This window comes from Arthrobacter sp. Soc17.1.1.1 (assembly GCF_036867195.1).
Taxonomy (GTDB): domain Bacteria; phylum Actinomycetota; class Actinomycetes; order Actinomycetales; family Micrococcaceae; genus Arthrobacter_D.
Map to the genome: position 1 here is coordinate 118,455 of NZ_JBAJII010000002.1, position 20,081 is coordinate 138,535.

The 20,081-nt window shown below is 62.1% G+C and carries 20 protein-coding genes; 11 read left to right on the top strand and 9 right to left on the bottom strand.

The window, feature by feature from the left end; all coding sequences use genetic code 11:
- The first annotated feature begins 27 nt into the window (after window positions 1-27).
- Both V6S67_RS18235 and V6S67_RS18240 read left to right on the top strand, forming a co-directional pair.
- Window positions 28-336 (top strand): DUF3040 domain-containing protein, encoded by a 309-nt coding sequence (locus tag V6S67_RS18235; protein ID WP_334211749.1) that lies wholly within the window; start codon window positions 28-30, stop codon window positions 334-336.
- Between the two features lie 107 nt (window positions 337-443).
- Window positions 444-869 carry a four-helix bundle copper-binding protein gene (locus V6S67_RS18240; protein WP_334211750.1) on the top strand — a complete coding sequence of 142 codons (426 nt, stop codon included), beginning with the start codon at window positions 444-446 and terminating at the stop codon, window positions 867-869.
- A gap of 86 nt (window positions 870-955) precedes the next feature.
- On the opposite strand, the gene V6S67_RS18245 is transcribed toward V6S67_RS18240, so the two are convergent.
- Window positions 956-1,429 carry a hypothetical protein gene (locus tag V6S67_RS18245; RefSeq protein WP_334211751.1) on the bottom strand — a complete coding sequence of 158 codons (474 nt, stop codon included), beginning with the start codon at window positions 1,427-1,429 and terminating at the stop codon, window positions 956-958.
- A 76-nt stretch (window positions 1,430-1,505) separates the two neighbouring features.
- Window positions 1,506-2,639: a glutathione-independent formaldehyde dehydrogenase gene (locus V6S67_RS18250; RefSeq protein ID WP_334211752.1), complete on the bottom strand. Its 1,134-nt coding sequence runs from the start codon at window positions 2,637-2,639 to the stop codon at window positions 1,506-1,508.
- Window positions 2,640-3,118: 479 nt separating this feature from the next.
- On the opposite strand from V6S67_RS18250, the gene V6S67_RS18255 reads away from it, so the two are divergent.
- The 4 genes from V6S67_RS18255 to V6S67_RS18270 all read left to right on the top strand — a co-directional run bounded on the left by V6S67_RS18255 (window position 3,119) and on the right by V6S67_RS18270 (window position 8,129).
- Window positions 3,119-4,597, top strand: a complete 1,479-nt coding sequence (locus V6S67_RS18255; RefSeq protein WP_334211753.1) for a glutamine synthetase family protein — start codon at window positions 3,119-3,121, stop codon at window positions 4,595-4,597.
- A 331-nt stretch (window positions 4,598-4,928) separates the two neighbouring features.
- The gene (locus V6S67_RS18260) at window positions 4,929-5,852 is read left to right on the top strand and encodes a carbohydrate ABC transporter permease (protein ID WP_334211754.1); all 924 of its coding nucleotides are present in this window, start codon (window positions 4,929-4,931) and stop codon (window positions 5,850-5,852) included.
- Window positions 5,849-6,781, top strand: coding sequence for a carbohydrate ABC transporter permease (locus tag V6S67_RS18265; protein ID WP_334211755.1), 933 nt, complete (start codon window positions 5,849-5,851; stop codon window positions 6,779-6,781). The genes V6S67_RS18260 and V6S67_RS18265 overlap by 4 nt, the downstream gene beginning before the upstream one ends.
- Before the next feature lie 64 nt (window positions 6,782-6,845).
- On the top strand, window positions 6,846-8,129 hold the full coding sequence (locus tag V6S67_RS18270; protein WP_334211756.1) for an ABC transporter substrate-binding protein: 1,284 nt from the start codon (window positions 6,846-6,848) through the stop codon (window positions 8,127-8,129).
- 42 nt (window positions 8,130-8,171) lie between these two features.
- On the opposite strand, the gene V6S67_RS18275 is transcribed toward V6S67_RS18270, so the two are convergent.
- The 4 genes from V6S67_RS18275 to V6S67_RS18290 form a co-directional block, all read right to left on the bottom strand.
- A complete protein-coding gene (locus V6S67_RS18275) occupies window positions 8,172-8,819 on the bottom strand; it encodes a DedA family protein (RefSeq protein WP_334211757.1) in 648 nt (215 codons plus the stop codon).
- Window positions 8,820-8,923: 104 nt separating this feature from the next.
- Window positions 8,924-10,135, bottom strand: a complete 1,212-nt coding sequence (locus V6S67_RS18280; RefSeq protein WP_334211758.1) for an alcohol dehydrogenase catalytic domain-containing protein — start codon at window positions 10,133-10,135, stop codon at window positions 8,924-8,926.
- A 357-nt stretch (window positions 10,136-10,492) separates the two neighbouring features.
- A complete protein-coding gene (locus V6S67_RS18285; protein ID WP_334211759.1) occupies window positions 10,493-10,852 on the bottom strand; it encodes a four-helix bundle copper-binding protein in 360 nt (119 codons plus the stop codon).
- A 184-nt stretch (window positions 10,853-11,036) separates the two neighbouring features.
- Window positions 11,037-11,342 carry a DUF3040 domain-containing protein gene (locus tag V6S67_RS18290; protein ID WP_334211760.1) on the bottom strand — a complete coding sequence of 102 codons (306 nt, stop codon included), beginning with the start codon at window positions 11,340-11,342 and terminating at the stop codon, window positions 11,037-11,039.
- A gap of 697 nt (window positions 11,343-12,039) precedes the next feature.
- Between V6S67_RS18290 and V6S67_RS18295 the strand changes: the two genes are divergently transcribed.
- From V6S67_RS18295 to V6S67_RS18315, 5 genes are all read left to right on the top strand, one after another.
- The gene (locus V6S67_RS18295) at window positions 12,040-12,648 is read left to right on the top strand and encodes a flavodoxin family protein (protein ID WP_334211761.1); all 609 of its coding nucleotides are present in this window, start codon (window positions 12,040-12,042) and stop codon (window positions 12,646-12,648) included.
- Between the two features lie 233 nt (window positions 12,649-12,881).
- A complete protein-coding gene (locus V6S67_RS18300) occupies window positions 12,882-13,649 on the top strand; it encodes a GAF and ANTAR domain-containing protein (RefSeq protein WP_334211762.1) in 768 nt (255 codons plus the stop codon).
- Window positions 13,650-13,846: 197 nt separating this feature from the next.
- Window positions 13,847-14,605 carry a GAF and ANTAR domain-containing protein gene (locus V6S67_RS18305; RefSeq protein WP_334211763.1) on the top strand — a complete coding sequence of 253 codons (759 nt, stop codon included), beginning with the start codon at window positions 13,847-13,849 and terminating at the stop codon, window positions 14,603-14,605.
- A 434-nt stretch (window positions 14,606-15,039) separates the two neighbouring features.
- The gene (locus V6S67_RS18310) at window positions 15,040-15,522 is read left to right on the top strand and encodes a GNAT family N-acetyltransferase (RefSeq protein WP_334211764.1); all 483 of its coding nucleotides are present in this window, start codon (window positions 15,040-15,042) and stop codon (window positions 15,520-15,522) included.
- A 402-nt stretch (window positions 15,523-15,924) separates the two neighbouring features.
- Entirely contained in the window at window positions 15,925-17,058 is a 1,134-nt protein-coding gene (locus V6S67_RS18315) for an FUSC family protein (protein ID WP_334211765.1), read from the top strand.
- Between the two features lie 125 nt (window positions 17,059-17,183).
- Here the strand turns inward: V6S67_RS18315 and V6S67_RS18320 are convergent, their stop codons facing one another.
- From V6S67_RS18320 to V6S67_RS18330, 3 genes are all read right to left on the bottom strand, one after another.
- On the bottom strand, window positions 17,184-17,657 hold the full coding sequence (locus V6S67_RS18320) for a hypothetical protein (RefSeq protein WP_334211766.1): 474 nt from the start codon (window positions 17,655-17,657) through the stop codon (window positions 17,184-17,186).
- Window positions 17,658-17,924: 267 nt separating this feature from the next.
- The gene (locus V6S67_RS18325) at window positions 17,925-18,695 is read right to left on the bottom strand and encodes a hypothetical protein (RefSeq protein WP_334211767.1); all 771 of its coding nucleotides are present in this window, start codon (window positions 18,693-18,695) and stop codon (window positions 17,925-17,927) included.
- Window positions 18,696-19,314: 619 nt separating this feature from the next.
- Window positions 19,315-20,016 (bottom strand): hypothetical protein, encoded by a 702-nt coding sequence (locus V6S67_RS18330; RefSeq protein WP_334211768.1) that lies wholly within the window; start codon window positions 20,014-20,016, stop codon window positions 19,315-19,317.
- Window positions 20,017-20,081: the final 65 nt, after the last annotated feature.

A 20,081-nucleotide genomic window follows, 5' to 3' on the forward strand; every position in this document is an offset into this window, starting at 1 on the left:
CACCATCAGGGAGGAAACCTTGTGTCTTTGTCCAAGCACGAACGTCAGGCATGGGAGGAACTCGAGCGGGTCCTCGCCGATGACCTTCCCTACACCCAGACCGACATGAGAAACACGACGGCTGAGCACTCCTTGGCGGCTTTCCTGCCGCAACGGGTCAGGCGAATTCTGATCCTCATCACTCTTCTGATCGGAGGGGCGTCGCTTCTGATCGTCGGGGCCCTGGCGCAGCTGCTTGCGATGGCGCTCACCGGCCTGGTCTTCCTCTGTGTCGCAGCGGACCGCCTCTACCGCTCTTCGACTCATGGAGCCCCTCCCGACCGCCCTGAAACCTGAGCCCTAAGCGCGCCTACCTCGGCGAAGACAGACCACCCAGTGCCAGCGGCCGGACAACGGCCGGTGACGCCCCGAAACATCCTCGATGTCCTGGAAAGGACGACCCTGTGAGCCGTATCCAGCAGATGATGACCACCCATCCCCGAACGGACGGCACTCCGGCGCAGGATCACTCCGTTCTCGCCGCGATCACCGCCCTGACTGAATGCGCACAGACCTGCACCAGCTGCGCCGACGCCTGCCTCGCCGAAGACGACCCTTCACACCTCATCGCGTGCATCCGACGCAACCAGGACTGCGCAGACCTGTGCCGAGTCACCGCAAACATGCTCACCCGCCGCACAGACCAGGACGAAACGCTCCTCAAGCAGGTCCTGCTCGCCTGCCGCACAGCATGCAACGCCTGCGCGATCGAATGCGGCAAACACGACCACCCGCACTGCATGATCTGCGCTGACGTCTGTACGACGGCCGAGCGGGCCCTCTCGGACCTCCTTCAGGTACCGTCCGTCACACCACACCGGAACCTGTAGATCAACAGAGCCCCCACGCAGAGATCCCCCACCAGCGCTTTGCGGCGCTGATGAGGGACCGTGTGACGACTTACGGTTCTAACGCACTAGGCCCGTGGTGGGTCGGCGTCGTTCTGGTACCCGGTCCTGTCGGCGCCGTCGGAGGCGCGGCCGGTATCGGGCTGAGCCGGGTACTGGTTCATGTCCACCGCTTGATCCCCGGACTCCACAACAACCGCTTCCGGATCCTCGTCCCGACGATCGGCCCCAACCTGCTCCTCTCCGTCTTTGTCCGTAGACCTGGCGTCCTGGCTCGCGTCCTGCCCTTCAGGGTCATCCGGGGCGTCGTACCCGCCTCCGGAGGGGGCATCAGGATCATCGGCAGGCTCGTCCGAGGAACCGGTCACGATCTCGTCCGTGTCGGACCCGGCGGCTGCCGCATGGGTGGAAGGATCCGGAGGGATCAGACCTGCGTCCCGGGCTGCCTCCTCGTCGGAGAATGCCCAGTCCGCCGATCCGTCCCCGCCGGTAACCGAGTGAGAGTCAGAGGCGTCACCACCGTTCGGGGGAATGCTGTTCATGGTCGTCCTTTCCTCTCACTCGGCGCAGGAGCAGGTGCCAGTGTACGAGCAGGTGAATGTGGATGTGGTGGATGAGTCAGGGGTGGAGAAGGACTTTGGTCCATCCGTCTTCGCGCTTGTCGAACCTGGAGTAGGCGTCGACGGCGTCGTCGAGGGACAGTTCGTGGGACACGATCCACGACGGTGTCGCGCGTCCGCGGATGATCAGGTCGCGTAGTTCCCGGTTGTACTTCTTCACCGGGCACTGGCCGCCGGCGATGCTGATGCCCTTGGTGAATGCTTCCCCGTAGTTGAACCCGATCCGGCCTTGCTGGGCGTCCTCGTTCGCGGCTTTCGGGTCCTCGGGGACGTAGACACCGACGACACCGATGTGCCCGGTGGCACGGACGACCTTGACGAGGTTATCCAGAACCATCTCGGGGTGTTCCTCGCCGTGGTGGTCGTGGGCCTGAAAGCCGACGGCTTCGACGCCGCAGTCCGCGCCGAATCCGTCGGTGCCGTCCATGATCGCCTCTGCAGGGTCGGTGTTGGCGAAGTTGATGGCGGTCGCGCCGATCTGCTCGGCCAGGGCGAGCCGGTCCGGTTCCTTGTCGACGACGAACACCTGGGATGCTCCGCGAAGGAACGCGCTGTGGGCGGCCATGAGTCCGACTGGTCCGGCTCCGAACACGGCCACGGACTTCCCCGGGGTGACCATCGCCATTTCGGTGGCGTGGTATCCGGTGGGGAAGATGTCCGAGAGCATCGTGAAGTCGTTCTCGTTCTCCGTGCCCTCCGGCAGTTTGAGGAGGTTGAAGTCGGCCCAGGGCACACGGAGCAGCTCGGCCTGGCCGCCCCAGTACGGGCCCATCATCGGGTACCCGTACCCGGCGCCGGGCTGACCGGACGGGTTCGCCCGCAAGCAGGCCGAGGTGTACCCATTGTTGCAGTTCCGGCAGGTACCGCAGGCAAGGTTGAAGGGGACGGACACGCGGTCGCCGACGCTGATCCGATCGACACCGGCGCCGACGGCTTCCACGACGCCCATGTTCTCGTGCCCGAGGACCATGCCGGGGTCGAGTTCGCTGCGCCCCTCGTAGGGGTGCAGGTCGGACCCGCAGATATTCGCGGTCGTGATGCGGATGATCGCGTCCAGGGGGCCCTGGATGGTCGGGTCATCGACGGTCTCGACGGACAGTTCATACGGTGCTTTGAAAACGACTGCCTTCATAGGAGAACTTCCTTACTGAAGATGGGTTTGAGGATCAGCCCAGATCACTAGCGGATTAGGGCGGTCCCTCGTTGGTGGGGTCATTTAACCTGTGCTGATGTGTTCTCTGGCGTGCTGACTGACCTGCGCGACGTACCACTCCTAACTCAGAGGGGCGACACACCACCCCTAACCCAGAGGGGCAGTGCGCCGCGGCGGCCAGGCTCACCACCAGCCGCTGCTTGACCAGGCACTAAGCCTACTGATGAGTTAACGCGGCGCCTCACCGGAAGGTCAAGGCATCGCTACTCGTCGACTGCGGCTTGACCTCGTGCACTAATGCATCGAATCACCAGGCGACGCTTGCATCTGAGGGAGAACTGAGGTCGGGACTGCTGAAGGTTTAGTTTCCAGTTGGGTGTTGCCAGTTCTAAACCGCCTCAGCAGTCTCTAGTGGCCCACGTCAGGGCCTCGGCGTTGCGGCGCTGGTAGAACGGAGTATGACTATCGACGCGTTGGAACCTCACCCGCTTGTCCGTCTGCTTGGCAAGCCCTCGGCTGATTTCACCGGTGCCGATCTTGTGCACGCGATCGAACAGTTGGGGCTGCGTCAGGTGAACCTGCGCTATGTTGGCGGCGACGGCCGTCTAAAAACTGTGGCCTTCTGCATCAATTCGCGTGAACATCTGGTTGAGGTGCTGACGCGGGGCGAGCGTGTGGACGGCTCGAGTGTCTTTCCCGGCACCGACACCGCCAACAGCGACGTCTACATCGTTCCGCGTCACCGAACCGCTTTCCTCAACCCCTTCGGTGAGCGGTCCTCGCTCGACGTGTTGTGCTCCTTCTACGACGAAGCGGGCAAACCCTTGCCCTACGCCCGCGAGCAGATTGTGCGCCGCGCCGCCGAAGCCCTCACGCAAGAGACCGGTATGACGCTCGAAGCGTTCGGTGAGCTCGAGTACTACCTCGTCGACCAACCCGAGCGCATCTACCCTGTCGAGGAGGAGCGCGGCTATCAGGAATCGGGACCCTTCTCTAAGGGTGAGCGGGTCAGGGAGCAGGTGCTGGGTCACCTCAGCACCATGGGGGTGCAGCTTAAGTACGCTCATGGCGAGGTCGGCAACATCCTTGAGAACGACCGGCAGTTGGTCCAGCACGAGATCGAACTCCAACCCGTGCCGTTGGAGCAGGCAGCCGACAACCTTGTTCTGGCGAAGTGGGTGGTGCGTGAAGTCGCCTATTCCCACGGGCTCGAGGCGACCTTCGCCCCGTTAGTGAGTAGCAAGGGCGCAGGCAACGGCCTGCACATCCACAGTCGGCTGGTGCAAGACGGTGCCAGCACCATCGTCGGCGAGGAAGGGATCAACGACGTCGGGCGTCGGCTGATCGCTGGCTACCTCTCAGCGGCTATGGCGTTGACGGCGTTCGGTAACACGGCGCCCACGTCCTACCTGCGGTTCACGGGTGGGGACGAGTCACCGGAGGGAATTTGCTGGGGTATGAAGGACCGCACAGGTCTGGTCCGGGTTCCATTGGCCTGGGGCGGGGGCGTGTTGTCCGGCATGTTCGCTCACGCCAATCCTGGTAGCACCGAGCCCGTTCCCGAACCCGCTATACATCCCCAGACCGTCGAGTTCCGCCTCGGCGACGGTTCGGCCGATGTGCACTTGCTCCTGGCCGGTATGGCCGTCGCGGCGAAGCGCGGGTTGAGTGATCCCGATAGCCTGGAATTGGCTGAGCGGCTGAGTACCACTAATCATGATGACTTCGAGCAGCTGCCCGCCTCGCGTGAAGAGTCGGCAGACGCGCTCGAGGCCGAGCGCGGGCTGTTCGAGGCCGACGGAGTTTTCCCCGGAGCGCTCATCGATGCTGTGCTCGTGGGCCTACGTGACACCGAGGACGCCACAGTGGATGGAGGCCCTGCACAGGACGAGGAGGCTCGTGAGGAGCTCATTCGCCGTCACTGGCACGTCGGCTGAACGCGGCTATCTTTCGGACCGCCCTCACGCTCGCACCGACTCCGTCCCATATTCCCAGCTGTGAACGTACCCGCTGCACTGTTCAGTGGGCTGGCGAAGGGAACGGACATTGTGCTCGTCAAGTAGTGGCGGCAGGACGACTCGTTGGCAGCACCTGGTGAGGGTAGGGCCGCACTCCACGTTGCCTGTGGAAGCGGGCAACTAGAGTGGGGTCAGGTTCCGCTGCTAGGCAGGCGGACCCGTCGAACCTCGGAAAGCATGACAAGGAAGTCAGCTATGGCCATGAAGTTGTCCGTGAGATGGGTTTTCGACGTGCTAAGGGGACCGTGATATGGGTGCTGTGCTGGAGTCAACAACACCGAAGGTAACGAGGCGGGCGCAGGCTCGTTTGGGGATAGCCCTCATCGCGCCCTTGATGCTGGTGGTGGCGGTCTTTTTCCTCTTTCCCCTAGGCAATGCGATCTACTACTCATTCGTCGACTTCAACGGGCTCAATCCCGCCCCGCCTTTCGTGGGCTTGGGTAACTACACCAGGATGTTCGCCGACGCGGAGATGTGGCACGCGCTTGGCAACAACCTCATCTGGATCGTCCTTGGCACTGCAGCGCCGCTGGTCATCGGCCTCCTTCAGGCATTGCTGTTGTGGAAGGTCAGGGGCGCCAGCATTCTCTACCGGCTCGCCTTTTTCCTTCCCTATGTCCTTCCGCAGGTAGCCATCGGGATCGTGTGGGGGTGGATCTACAACCCGGTTGACGGCTGGGTGAACAAGATCCTCCAGTCACTGGGTCTTGGCGGTCTGGCCACGGGATGGCTCGGGAACCCGAACACGGCTTTTTACGCCGTCCTGGTGACAGCTATCTGGGCTACGAGCGGGTTCGTGCTCATCATTTTCCTGTCGGCGCTGCGCAATGTGGACCTCGAACTGGTGGATGCTTCCAGACTCGACGGGGTCAACGCCGGCCAGCAGCTTCGCTACATCATCCTGCCGCAGATCATGCCGGTCTTCCTCATGGTCACCACGGTCACGCTGGTCGGCGGATTCCAGGTGTTCGACATCATTTTCGTCATGACCGGCGGCGGGCCGGCGAACGCCACCAATGTGATGGGTACCTACGCCTATACCAGTGCCTTCGAGCTCAGCCAGATCAGCTATGGCACCACGCTCGCGCTCCTGATCACTGCTCTTTCGATTCCCTTCGCCGTGGCCCTGAACAGGCTGCAGCGGCGGCTCTCACTGCAAGGAACGGGCGCATGACGAACAGCACCGCAACAGGGAATCAGCCCATCGACACCACTGGAACCACCGGAACCCTGGGGAGGGCTGGAAACCGATTACCCCGTGCCCAGAACCGGATGTCACCGCGCCGCAGGACCGCCCTGTCAGGGAAGCATCTGCTTCTGATCGTGCTGTCGGTGATCTCTCTCTTCCCGATTGTCCTGATCTTCTCGACAGCGCTCAAGACTCAAGTGGACGCCCAGACGAACCCATTCGGACTGTTCTCGTCGTTGTCTTTCGAGAACATCGTCAGTGCCTGGACGGTGGGGAAGTTCAGCGACTACCTGCTGAACAGTATTTTGCTGACCGTTCCCAGTACTGTCCTTGTTGTGGTGCTGTCCACGATGGCTGGATACACCTTCGCCCGGCTTCCCTTCAGGGGTCGGAGTATTGCGTTCTACCTGGTGGTGCTGGGGCTGCTCGTGCCGTTCTTCGCCTATATGATCCCGCTGTTCTTTCAGCTCCGGGGTATCGGCCTACTCGACACACTGCCGGGAGTAATCCTGGTGCTCACCTCTACAGGAGTGTCGTTCGGTACCTTCTTCATGCGGGCGTTCTTCTCTGACCTCCCTACCGAGTTGGAGCAAGCCGCCCGTGTCGACGGGTGCTCGGAATGGCAGATCTTCGTCAAGATCATGTTGCCGCTGGTGCGCTCCGGTGCCGGAGCGCTGGCCGTCTTCACGTTCATTCAGAACTGGAACAACTTCCTTGTGCCCCTGCTGTACCTGCCGGGTGGGGAGTACCGTCCGCTGACCACGGGTCTCTACCAATTCACCGGTGGGCGCTCCATCGACATTGGTCCGCTGGCCGCGGGCACCCTGATCACTGTCGTCCCGGTGATCATCATTTTCATCCTGATGCAGCGGCAGGTCGCCGAGGGCTTCATCTCAGGTGCTGTGAAGGGATAGGTTGCTGACCCGCGAACCACGACGTCACCAGTTAGCTACTCCATATCAAACAAGGATGTTGACCATGAAGAACCTGAAAACGACCCTTCCCGCGTCCGCCGCGGTGCTGGCGCTCATGATGACCGGCTGCACAGGGATCGCCCCCACCTCCTCGGAGGGCGACGACGGCGCTGGTGCGCAGATCCGCTACCTCATCGAGCAACCCGAAGATGCGGAAAGCATCGACTTGATCAATGCGGACCTCGCCACGTTTGAAGAGCAGAACCCCGACATCGACGTCGAACTCGAAGTCATGCCGTTGGACAGTATGAGGACGGTCCTGCAAACCCAGCTGCGATCCGGTGAAGGCCCTGACGTTTTCAGCTGGGGCTCCGGTCCCGGCTACGCCGGTGCACTAGCCGAGGCCGGGTTGCTCTACGACCTCACCGACGCGTACGAAGAGAACGACTGGCCGGTCTATGACTTCGCAAAGGAACGGGTCACCTCTGACGGGAAAGTGATCGGCATCCCGGGAGATATCGAAACCATCGGACTCTTCTACAACAAGACGATCTTCGACGAGCTGGGCATCGCCCAACCCGAGAACCTCAGTGATCTCGAAGCAGCAGCAAGCCAGATCGATCAGGCGGGAATGACCCCGTTCGCTATCAGCGACAAAGAAGGATGGCAGGGAGGTCACCTCCTGAGCATGGCCCTGTCCAGCCGCATCGGACCAGATGGCATGGACAGCTTGCTCGCAGGTGAAACACCGTGGTCCTCACCCGACGTCGTCGCGGCGCTCGAAACCTGGAATGAGTTCAGAACCACCGGACACATGACGGAGTTCCCCACGTCGCTCTCCTACGACGACGCCAACGCGCTCTTCTACTCAGGGGAGGCAGCAATTCTCCCCACCGGCAGCTGGCTGGCACCCGAAATCGAGAACGGCGTCGACTTCGAGGTCGGTTACGTCCCGTTTCCCGCAGAGGACAGCACAGGTATCTTCAGCGGCGGTCTCGGCTCAGGGCCGCTCGTCTCAGCGTCTACCGCCAATCCCGAAGCTGCTATCGCGTTCCTCGATTATTTGATGACACCCGAACACGGGCGGTGGACCATCGAAAACCAGAGCACCATTCCGCCGTTCCCGGTCGACACCGAAGGCGTCGACACCTCACCACTGTTTGCCCAGGTCGTCACAGATTCCGCCAAGATCGCTGACGGAACCGGTGAGTTCGGCTACAACATCGATGTCCTGGCAACCGACGTCTTCAACAACGCAATGATCAACGGCATCCAGGCCATGCTCACTGACCAAAAGACCGCAGAGCAAGTTGCCCAGGACCTCGAGGCAGCCTTCCAACAAGGTTGAGCCCAACGCGCAGCAATAACCCACGCAAACCGGAGGCAAATGCTAAACCCCGTTGTGACGTCGTTTGATTCGTCGTTTGATGAGCGAGGCGATGGTGAGCAGGATGGCTGCGTAGACGGCGTAGTTCAGGTACTGGGAGTACTGGTCGATGAGCTGGTACTGGCTACCCAGAAGGGCCCCGAGCCCGATGAGAAGTGCATTCCACACAGCGCTGCCGGCAACCGTGAAGATGCTGAAGGTCAGCAGGTTCATGTGTTCGGCACCAGCGGGCAGGGAGATCAGGCTGCGCACCCCTGGCAGGAGCCGACCGAAGAAGATCGCCGATTTCCCGTGCCGCTCAAACCAGCCGGCGGCCCGCTCAAAGTCGTGCCGGTCGACCAACGGTAGTTTCGACAGCCAGCGAATGGAGCGTTCAAGCCCGAGCTTTGCCCCGATGCTGTAGAGCAGGAGGGCGCCGAGGTACGCGCCGAGGGTGCTGGTGATGAAGACCAAGACGATGCTCATGCTGCCCTGGCGGGTCAGGAACCCGGCCAGAGGCAGGATGACTTCGCTGGGGATCGGCGGAAAGACTGTTTCCAGGAGGGTGAATAAGCCAACACCCCACTCGCCTAAAGCTTCGATGGAGCGGGCAGCGAAACCAACAATGCCTTCCAGTTCCTCAGTCGGGTTTGTTTGCTGTGCGCTCTGCACCCCTTACGCTCCCTTCAGTACGGCAACCGGAGACCGGAGACTGTCTCATACGGCCGGGTGTCTTAGATCGAGACGCTCTGCCGTGAAAACGGTGCAAGGGGCGATTACGACGTTGTCAGTACTGTTTTCAGCCAGCCTTCCTCACGCCGGTCGAAGGTGAGGTAGGCGTCGACGACGTCGGTGATGGGTTCGTGCTGTGTGATGAATTTCGTGGGGTCGAAGACGCCGGAGGCGACGAGGTCCAGCAGGGGTGGGGTGACGGAGCGGTGGTCGCAGTTGCCCATCCGGATGGTGAGGTTCTTGTTCATGGCCTGTCCGATGGGGTAGCTCATCATCTGTGGGCTGTAGACGCCGATGATGCCGATCCGCCCGTACTTCCTGACTGTTTGCACGCTCCATTGGGAGACCTGGGAGGGGGCGTTCCCCGGTACCCAGTTCTCGCCCTGCACGTTGGTTTTCGGGGCGACTTCGGCGACCTCCTGAGCGAACATTTCGGCTTGCTGCTCGCTGTCGGCTGCGGCGGGTCCGGATGATGGGCGCTGCGCGTCGACGCCGACGGCGTCGATGACGGCGTCCACGCCGATGCCTTGGGTGGCGTCCATGAGGGCTTGCACGGGGTCCTCGCGGTTGAAGTTGATGACGTCCGCGTTCTGGTCCAGGGCTTGCACGAGGCGGGTTTCGACGCCGTCGACCGCGAAGACACGGGACGCTCCTTGGCGGAAAGCGGAGGCGACGGCGAACTGCCCGACGACACCCGCCCCGTACACGGCCACGGTGTCACCGCGCCGGATTCCGGCGAGCTGCGCCCCGAACCAGGCGGTGGGGAAGATGTCCGAGAGCAGGATGGCTTGTTCGTCGCTGACATTGTCCGGCAGCGCGGTGAGCGTGTTGGAGGCGTAGGGGATGCGGGCGTATTCGGCCTGCAGTCCGTTCACGGGGCCGGTGGTCTGCGGGCCGCCGAAGAAGCAGGTGCCGGCCTGGGGGCCGTTCGGGTTGGCGATGTCGCATTGGGCGGTGTGTCCGGCGCGGCACTGCCAGCACACGCCGCAGGACATGGTTGACGAGACGACGACGCGGTCGCCGGGGGCGAAGCGGCGGACCGCTGCGCCGACGGCGGTGACTTCCCCGACGGCTTCGTGTCCGAGGATCGTGCCTTCCTTCATGCCGGACATGGTGCCGCGGATGAAGTGGAGGTCGGTGCCGCAGATCGCGCTGCGCGTGATGCGCACGATTGCGTCGTTCGGGTCGAGGATGCTCGGATCGTCAACGGTGTCGAGGCGGATGTCGCCTTCGCCATGCCAGACAAGGGCTTTCATGATGCGTACTCCTTTTGCGGCGCAGGGCCGCGGGTAGGTGCTGCTCATCCAGCACTTCCTACGCTAAGAGCCCTGCCATAAACCAACAACCACGGAAGAGGAAAGGAACCCTCGTTGTGACGTGAGCCCAACCCGGGTACGAAGCAGTTTTGTAGAGCTCGTCGGTGCGCGTTTGCGGTCATGCGCCATATCGTGAAAATGCCGCCTACGCATGGGTTGGTACGCACGAACGTAGGAGCATCGCGGTGCTTCAACTAAACACTGCACACCCCGTTGAACCCACCACAGGTCCTACATCACGGACATTGACCGCACCGAAACCCTTGCCTGAGATCCACACCCTGGCCAGGTCGTCGATCAGTTTTCCTGCTTCTCTGGACGGGATTTTGCGTCGAGGAGGTCGGTGAGCGGTCGTTCTGCTTCCCTGCAGGTTTCAGCGCAGATCCTGCAATGGGCGTGGTGGTCATGTTGGGTGCATTCGGTGGCGCAAGCATTGCAGGCGATCCGACAGGTCATAAGAAGTTGTTGGATGAGCTGATCGTTGGGTTCTGTCTGACGCAGGAGGGCATCTGCGGTGACCCGACACAGGTCCGCACAGTCCTGGTTCCTGCGGATGCAGGTTCTGAAGTGCGACGCTTCGTCTTCGCCCAGGCACGCATCAGTGCAACTGACGCATGCCTGAGCGCAACTGATCAGTGCGGTGATGGCCGCAGCCACGGCGTGATTATTTGCAGGCGAGCCACTGGTTCGCGGGTGACTGTTCATCATTTGCTGGGTACGGCTCATAGTGTGCCTTCCACAGATTCAAAGTTGGGCCTGGGGTGCGGCCTGCTATGTGAAGAACCGGTAGAGGGCAGGTGAATGAGATGGTGTCGGCGAGGAACAAGACGTGCTGGGGGCATCAGTCGTCGTACTCGTCCAGTGGTTGAGGTTGCTGCCGGCCTTGATGGAGGCAATGGGCGGCGATGCAGGCGATGATCAACCCCGTGAGTGCCAGGGGAAGCTGGTACGCGAACACACCGCCTATCAGCGCGATGACACCTGCTACGAGAGCCGCGCTCAGCCACAGGACGCGCAGGGCCAACGACGAAATGATCGGCGCCCAATAGTCCTCGTTTGTTTCAACGACCTTCGTTTGCGGAAGATCATCTGCCAGGGTCCGCTCGAGCTCGTTCCACACCTGACGTTCAGCTTCGGACAGGGACATGATCAGATCCTCTTTTCGGCAGGGCCACCCTCGGGACTCATCTACTGCCCAACCGGTTCCCCACCAGTTGACCGTTCACTGCCCGCGAACCGCATCATCGGGTTCAGGACCGAAACCTGTTGATGTGAGCGTCCAATTCATGGAACGCCGACCACGCCGGACCTGCACACGCAGGCTTCATCGTTGTCGAACGCCCCGGTACCACTGCTGGATCCTCACCCTGCGACCGTCACCACCGTTACCAGTCAGGCGTCCTCCGTTACGGGTGAGCGACCTCGAGTTTCTGCTCTATCAGGCCGCGCCACAGGTAAGCGCTCGACACGAATCGGTCGTCTGTGGTGTGCAGGCGGACGCCCGGTGGGTTGTGGGCGGGCTGCCTGCGTTGTGGACAGTGAAAGGTATGGGCAAGGAGAGAGGGAAGGGGTGCCCGGCGGCTATTTCTGCCGTGCACCCCTTGTCGACATTCATGATGCCGACTGCTTGAAATCATGAACCCCTCCTATTAGTAGAGAGGGGTGTTGTGGCCCGGTCAACGTGCGGATCGGAGGCGGAATGGAGACGGATTTGTCAGGAATATGTGCCTTCGGTGCCCTCTGGTGGTGTGATGGTCCCAGGTGATGATGGCGCCCACCCCCAAGTCCCACTCCCAGGCCCCACCACCTGGTTCACCTGACCGCTTCCGAAAGGCAAACATCCAATGGCCGATCTTTCCGCTTTAGCCCTTGTCTGCACCCTCACCCCGTCCCCGGATCCGTCCAGTAGTGACCTGATGGCCCAGCACATCCTCGACGAGCTCACCAGCCAGGACGTCACGACGTCCTTGGTGCGGGTCGTTGATTACGACGTCAAGCGTGGGGTGCAAACCGACATGGGCGGCGGGGACCAGTGGCCGATCATTCGCGAGAAGATCCTCGCCGCGGACATCCTCATCCTGTCCACCCCGATCTGGATGGGACACCCTTGCAGCGTCGCCCAGCAGGTCATGGAACGCCTTGACGCCGAACTGTCCGAAACCGACGACCAGGGCCGACCCATCATGTACGGGAAAGTAGCAGCCGTCGCTGTGGTGGGCAACGAGGACGGCGCCCACAAAACCATCGCCGACATGATGCAGGGACTCAACGACGTCGGGTTCACCCTTCCAGCCCAGGGCGGCACCTACTGGGTGGGGGAGGCCATGCAAACCATCGATTTCAAAGACCTCGAGGAAGTCCCGGCGCCGGTGGCTTCCACCAACGCAGGCCTTGCCCGCAACGCCGTCCACCTCGCCCAGTACCTCAAAACCAACCAGTACCCCGCCGAATAGGGCCGAGGCGCTCCGTCCTGCCCCCCCCCCCCGACAAGCGACACCCCCCGCCACTTTTCACCCGTCGCCCATCACCTAAAGCCATGGTTGTCTTGAGCCGGCCCTCCTCGCGCCGGTCGAAGGTCAGGTAAGCGTCGACGACACCGTTTGGGGTCCTGCTGCTAGGAGGAGTGTTGGGAGGGCCGGTTAGGCTTCGATGAGGAGTGTGCCGTTGATGGGAAGGGGTGGTTGGTGTGGTTGATCAGTATGCGAGCGGGCAGGGCAAACCTTCCGTCCAGGACGAGGGTAGTTTCGCCGACCGCGATGTGTTGGCTGTTGAGCTCGGTGAGCTGGCGCGGTCCCTGCAGAAGGAAACGGATGCCGACAACATCCTGGGGAAGATCGTGCGGGCCGCGATTGATCTGATTCCCGGGGTGGAGGAAGGCTCCATCAGCGCGGTCGAGGGACGCCGGCACGTCATCTCCCGGGCGCCGTCGAGTGACACCGCGGCGCGGCTCGATAGCCTGCAGAACGAAGCCGGTGAGGGCCCGTGCCTGGACGCGATCTGGGAACAGCAGACGGTTCGGGTGTCGGATATGGGCACTGAACCGCGGTGGCCGAACTTTTCCGCTCTGGCCGCTGAGGCTGGGGCCGGGAGCATGCTGTGCTTCCAGCTGTACGTTGAGGGCGACAACCTGGGGGCGCTGAACCTGTACTCCACGCGCGTCGACGCGTTCACTGATGAATCCGAGCATGTGGGTTTGCTCGTGGCAGCGCACGCCGCGGTGGGGTACGCGGAAGCCATCAAAACGGAACAGCTCGAGATGGCACTGCAGTCCAGGGACCTTATCGGCCAGGCCAAGGGAATCCTGATGGAGCGCCACAAGATCACCGCCGATCAGGCGTTCGGCATCCTTACCCACGCTAGCTCCCGGTCCAACACGAAACTGCACGATATCGCGGAACAGACGGTCGCCACCGGAGAGGTCCCGACCTTGCAAAGCCCCGCCACATTGCGCTGAACCGCAAAGTTCCTTCTTCTGCCAGCGGGAAGCATGGGCGAAGGGCTGATCAGTGAGGACATCTGAGGCTGGAGGGAAAGCGCGTAGTGTGGGCGGGGTGCCTTTCAGCAGAGGGCGGCGCGGATGTTCTCAGCTGCCCTCTTACCGATCCTTCACGGGACGGGCAGCGTCGAACACGCTAACCGACAGGCCCCCTCATGACGTCCGGCACCACCCCAACCCCAGATGCAGTTCCTGCACCCAAGCCGATAGCCGGCACCCTCCAGGACCTGGTCCTGGACAGCGGTGACGTCGAGAAGTTTCTGGACAACCTGGCCGAACTCGCCGTCGCACAACTGTCCTCACCCGATAATGAGGTCCTGTGCGGGGTGACTCTGCTGCGGCCCCGGAAAGCCGAAACAGTTGCCAGCAGCAGCAAGCCGGCCCGCAAACTCGATGAACTGCAATACAACTTCGGGGACGGGCCCTGCCTGACCGCAGCCCGCACCCACCAAATGATCTATGTCCCGGACACCCGGGACGATGACCGCTGGTCGAACTACCTAGCCGCGATTTCCAAGCGCGGCATCCACTCCGTCCTCGGGGTGCCAATCCCTCTCAACGGTGAGGCAACATGTGCCCTGAACTTCTACGCCACCACAACGAGCGCCTTCACTGAAAACGCCAGGTCTACTGCGGAGACCTTCGCCCGTGAAGCCTCCGCGTCGCTGCGCCTGGCAGTCCACATCGCACACCTGACCGAAACGAGCGAGAACCTCAGATCAGCAATGTCCTCCCGCACCACCATCGATCTCGCTGCCGGCATCATCATGGGCCAGAACCGGTGCAGTCACGACGCGGCGATAGTCATCCTTAAAGCCGCGTCCAGCGCACGGAACCTCAAGCTCCGTGATGTCGCAGCCCAGGTCCTGGCCTCCGTCGGACAGCAGGCCCCCGAGACCCACTTCGACAACTGAAAACCACCGAGTGGGGTGTCGGAGTGCTTCGCACACCTGATCTCACCAACCCAGCCAAGAAAGTACACGGATGCCGGGTGTACGAGTGCTGGATATTGTGCGGGAGATGGAACAAGGAACACCGAGGTGACCTGATGACTCACCATGAAGCCGCGGTGGTAGCTTCCTCGCCGCGGTTTGCTTTTGGAAGTTTCGGATTTAGGCTTCGGGAACGGCTTAGCAGAGGGCCATGGCAACCGAGCGAATCGGAGCACACCATGAAATCACCTGTCCGCAGATCCGTTCTGAACCAGCCGATGCGGGCTGGTAATGCAGCCCTTAGCACCCGATTACCGGCGGAATCATGTCACGACGCCGTTGACGGCACTACCGGCACTATCGGGGCTTTGGGCACTGCAGTGTACATCCCAGTCGACGCAGCCCACTTGCCCGGGATGTCAACGCAGGAGCTGCGGCTGCTCTGCAGCCGGACATATGAAGCTTTGGACACCGATTACCCTCCTTTTGAAGCGGTGGGTTTATACCAGGAGTTGGTAGAAGTGCTGGAGCAACGCGAGTCAGAGGCACGGGGCAGGGGTCGGCGTGAAGCCGTGCGGGAACGGTTCAGAGACAACCAGTGGGCCAGCATGTTCGAGCTGATCCGCAACGGCATCGTCGCCGGCTACATCAAGTACCGGATCGACGGCGGGGAGGTGACTCTGCTGCACCTGGTCGTTGACTCTCGGTTCACTGACGTTGGTGTCGAGGCGTCCCTGGTTCGTCACACGCTCCTCGACCTTCATCGGCGTCGCCTGCCAGTCACCTCACTGTGCCCCGAAATCAGCGCCTTCATCGTCGATCACCCGGAGTTCGCTGCCCTGCTGCCTATCCGTCACCGGCACAACGACGCCCGCGTCATACCCCTGATTTGCACCTAGGAACCATAGACACTCGATCCTAGGCCTGGGGTCTGAACCACTACTGGGGTGCCAGCACTGCTCACCGGCAGGACGGGCTCCTTGTTTTCACGAGTCTCGCACTCAATAAAGGGCTCTTCCTCAAGAACACTTCATCTTCGCCTCAAGCCAAACGTGGGCGCCGCGGGCGGCCCTAGCGGTCCTGTCCTGGTTGGCTGCAGCCGGTAAACCCCGCCGTGGCACCGCCGTAGCACTACCAAACCCCGTTCAGGCCATAGCTAAAGCCGACCCCGGGTGGCGCTGCCATGCGTGTAAGCCAATGGCCCTACCTGCGGGAGGCAGACAATGCGCCCATGTTAGCTGTGGCTACACCCACGCTCCTGTCAGGTCCATCGGTCGTCCTGTCAGTGACATACTTCCGGCATGGTGCCGTCGTCTGAATTCGTTTCTGTACCTCGAGCAAAGGCGAAGGACCAGTGGTGGGCACGCTTTCGGGGGTGGGTGAGTTCCAGGGACAGCCGGGCGCACGTGTTGCTGGCGGTCAAGGCAGCGATTGCTGCGGGTATTGCATGGAGTGTGGCATTGGCCGTCCCCGGTGCTCCCGCCGAATACCCCTACTATGCGCCGCTGGGCGCGTTGCTGGCGATGTATCCCACGGTGGCAGGAACGGTGAAGCTTGGCCTTCAAACGATCGCCGGTCTCAGTATCGGCATTGTCCTGGCGTACTTGGCCGTGTGGGTAGGGGACCCGGACTGGCTGTCGGTTGCCTTCGTCGTCGGAATGGGCGTCCTACTGGCGGGGACCTTGAAGCGCACCGCTGGCGGCGGCTCCGGAATCGCATCAGCAGGCCTCTTCGTCCTCATCATCGGCAACACCGACCTAGGTTTCTCGCTCGGCTACTTCATCCAGACGATCATCGGGGTCAGTGTGGGACTGGCCGTCAGCGCGATCGTCGTACCTGCCCTGCATACTGATGATGCGCTCGGGCGTATGGGCCAGTTGCGACGAGCCGCTGCGCGGCAGCTACAGGAGCTGGGCGAGGCGTTGGAAGACCAGTGGGCAGCCGATGACAACCGATGGGCAGAGCGGCGTGACAGCCTCACACATGCAGCCCGGGATGCACGAAGCGCTGTCGTATACGCTGCCGAGAGCCGCAAGGCCAACATTCGGCGCCGGTTCCACCCACGGGACGTTGACCAGGACTATCACCACGTCGGCGTCCTGGAGGTCGTCGCGTTTCACACCCTGAACATCACCAACATGCTGCAGGACGCTCTGCATGGGACCAGCGAGGAAAAACCTTTGGCTCCTGCGGTGAAAGAACCGATGCGGGCCGCTTTCGCAGCGGTCGGCGACGTACTCGAGTTATGGACCGTTGACGAGCACGACGGCGCCACACTGGTCACTGCGCGAGAGACGCTTCGGAAACTGGAAACGACCATTTACGACGCCGCTTCCAGAAACGAACCCTTTGGAGCTGCCGGATCAGTAGCCATGAGCCTGCATCGAATCCTCCACGCTGTGACACCCGAACTACGCATGCCAGCAGAGCCGTAGCGTGCACCCACGAGCACGGCGCACATCGTCGGCATTCCTTTACTGTCCGGCCAGCTATCGGATCAGGTGTCGGCACTTTTCGTGGCTGGTTCTACACCCTTACGCAAACCTCTAAAGCCAGGCAGTCACGCTGCGGTGTCCGGTCTGAAGACGTGGTCGTGAAGGATGCCGGTCGCTGCGGCCTGCACAAATTTGTTGATGATGTCCACGGCCCAGTCCTGTCCGGTCCAGGTGCTGGGTTTGTAGAGTCCCAGGGCGGTGTTGAGCAGCACATCCCCGGCGTAGACGACAGGAAACACGACCGCTACGACTTTGGCCCCACGAAGGCCGGCATGGGCTGTAATTCCGTACGCTGATCCCCACATAGTGCCGAGACCGAAGTGGGTTACCCAGTTCAACTGGTCGCGCCCCTGTTGTGTCCGAGTGTGAATGGGCAGGATACGCGCGGCGAAATCCGCGGGCGCGTAGCTGGTCTTCCGTCCAGTAAGGGGCATCTCGACGAACTTCTGGAAAGCGGTCATCACCACCGTCCCGGCAACGCCTGCCGCCATCCCACGTGTGACGGAACTGATCAGTGAGGGTTTCCGAAGGGTAGGCATGCTGCCGAGTATCGACCCGTTACCGGCGTGTCCGCAACGCCTGTTCTTGATGGTGCCCGTGGTTGCTGGGGGAGTCCGCTCGTGATGCGGGGGTAATGCGGCGGTGATGCATGAGAGAGGCATGAAGAAGGCACAAAAAAGCGGCCGTCACAAAATGATGCCTGTGACGGCCGCCCGGACGAGCTGATCAGTGTGAAGATATGACCAGCCCGTCCCACTTACGCGTGCAGATCCCTCAGGGTGCTCTGCTGTTATGCCTCGGCGCTGTTATGCCTTGGCGTTGCTGCGGCGGACCATGAAGGTGCCACCGGCTGCTGCTGCCAGAACGAGGCCGCCGCCAAGGGCGATCATGCCGGCGTTGCTGCCGGTCTCCTGGGCGACGCCGGTGTCGGCTCCACCGTTGGGCATGGCGCCCATCTGGGTGGCGACCAGCGTCCCACACAGGGCGGGGGAGGTTGCGGCCAGGGGGAGGGCCGGGTCGAGGTCGCTCGGTGCTGCTGCGGCCTCGGGGCTCAGCGTGGCCGGGTCCAGGCCGTGAACGACGACGACGGCGACGCCGGCCTCGAGGGAAGCCTTGGTCGCGGCATCCAGCGTGATCTCGCGCTGGATCTGGTAGCTTCCACCCTGACCGCCCAAAGCGATGTTCAGGCCCTCAGCCGGGGTGGTGGCGCCGCTGGTGGTGATGGTGGTCTGGATATCGCCGTAGGAGGGGGCTCCTTCGGTGGTGTTCACGACGCCGTCGCCGTTGGTGTCCGCCGCGGGGGTGGGGCACTGGCCCTTGGATCCACCGTGGATGTGCTGGACGTGAGGGTAGGGGCCGTCCATGAAGGTCTCGGCGAGACCGGAGACCTGCAGGTTCACCATCGCCTTGTCGCCGGTGACGTCGACGGTGATAGTGCCCGAGCCGGTGGAGCCATTGAGCTGGCCCAGGGTCGAGGAGTAGGAAGAGTCTGCGGCCATCGCGGAGCCGCCGGACAGGGCCAGGGCGCCGAGGGCAAGGGTGGGTACTGCCAGAAGTCGCATGGTCTTGTTCATCATCATTAATTCCTTCACTGTGCGAATGGGTACGCGACCTGCCACATCGCGCGCTAACTGTGATTCGGAGCACTCCGTTGTGCGGATGGGATCCCCCACGAATGTCATCTGCACGAATGTCATCTGCGCAACTTTCAGCACCCTTATCTTCCGGATGCCTGGGCCCACTGTAAGCACTTAAAAGACAGGCCTGAAAAGGTGTCCGATGGTATCAATGTGGCAGATGTGACGAGTCCGGTCGTGTCGTCGACGTCGAAAAGCACACACCTGAAAGGGGTGGCAGCCATCGCCGGAACTCCTGTAGCAACGCTTGCAGGAGAAATCGACGGGTGATGGGAAGCGGCTACGGCTGGTCGGCAGGAGTAGGGTTCATTTCATCCTCATGTGCGAATGAGATGCATCAGCTGACTCCCTATCGGCTGGTGGGAAAGCGCTGGAACCTTGCAAGCAGGCCTTCACCTTCTGCGCGTAACGGTCCGGCGCTTTCCGCATTCTTAACCCGAGATGGACTCAATCAGGGCAGGAACCACAGCAACCACAGCAAGGGCACCAACCACAGCGGTTAGTGCGTTCGGCAGATCAGGGCAAGCCGATTGCGCGGAGCTTCGGGTACAAAGGCGGGTTACGAGCAGGAGGTCCGTTCGACCGTGATGTTCAGAGGGTGTGCCACGGAGTAGTCCCGGGCAGGGGAGCTGAAGTCGACGACGACGTTTTCCGCGGTTCCTGTTTCCACCGTTTCGTCCAGGGCTACTCTGACGACGATATCGATGTGAGCGTCGGGCTCGAACACGAAGCCCTGAGCCGGCACGGGTTCGACGAGGAACGTACTGGTCTCGGCCGCCGACGCGCTGGGCGTCGGAGTCGCCCCGTGCCCGGAATGGGCTCCTGCCGCATCTTGTCCTGCCCCGTGATGATGATGGCCTTCCTTGTTCGCTGGGGTGATCTCAGCGGACACGACACTGAGGCCCTCCGGGAAGCCCAGGGTGATGTCGGAGAAGGTGAAAGTCTCCAAAGTCGGATTGTGCAGCAGGAGGGTGTACTGCTGGAAGCTTTTCTGCGGCTGCACCCCACATAAGGTGGCTCCGTCCTGGGCGATGCCCAGAGGATCGTTCCCCCATTGCCCGCTATCGGCGACGCTGTTCGTGGCGTCGTCGGTAGGTGCTCCGGGCGCGGGGGAGGAGGAGTTGCTGCTTCCGCCGGTTTGACGGCGATCGCCGTTGACGTTCAACGGGTTCTCATCCACAGTCGCGCAACCGGATCCCAGCACAGTAAGAGCCAGCAACGGAATGATCAAAGCCGTTCTTCCTCGTCGCATGAGCTGCACGATAATTCTCCTCGTCCCTCGTCGCTTCCCTGATTGGTTGCGTCCCTGGTAGGTCGATTCGCTAG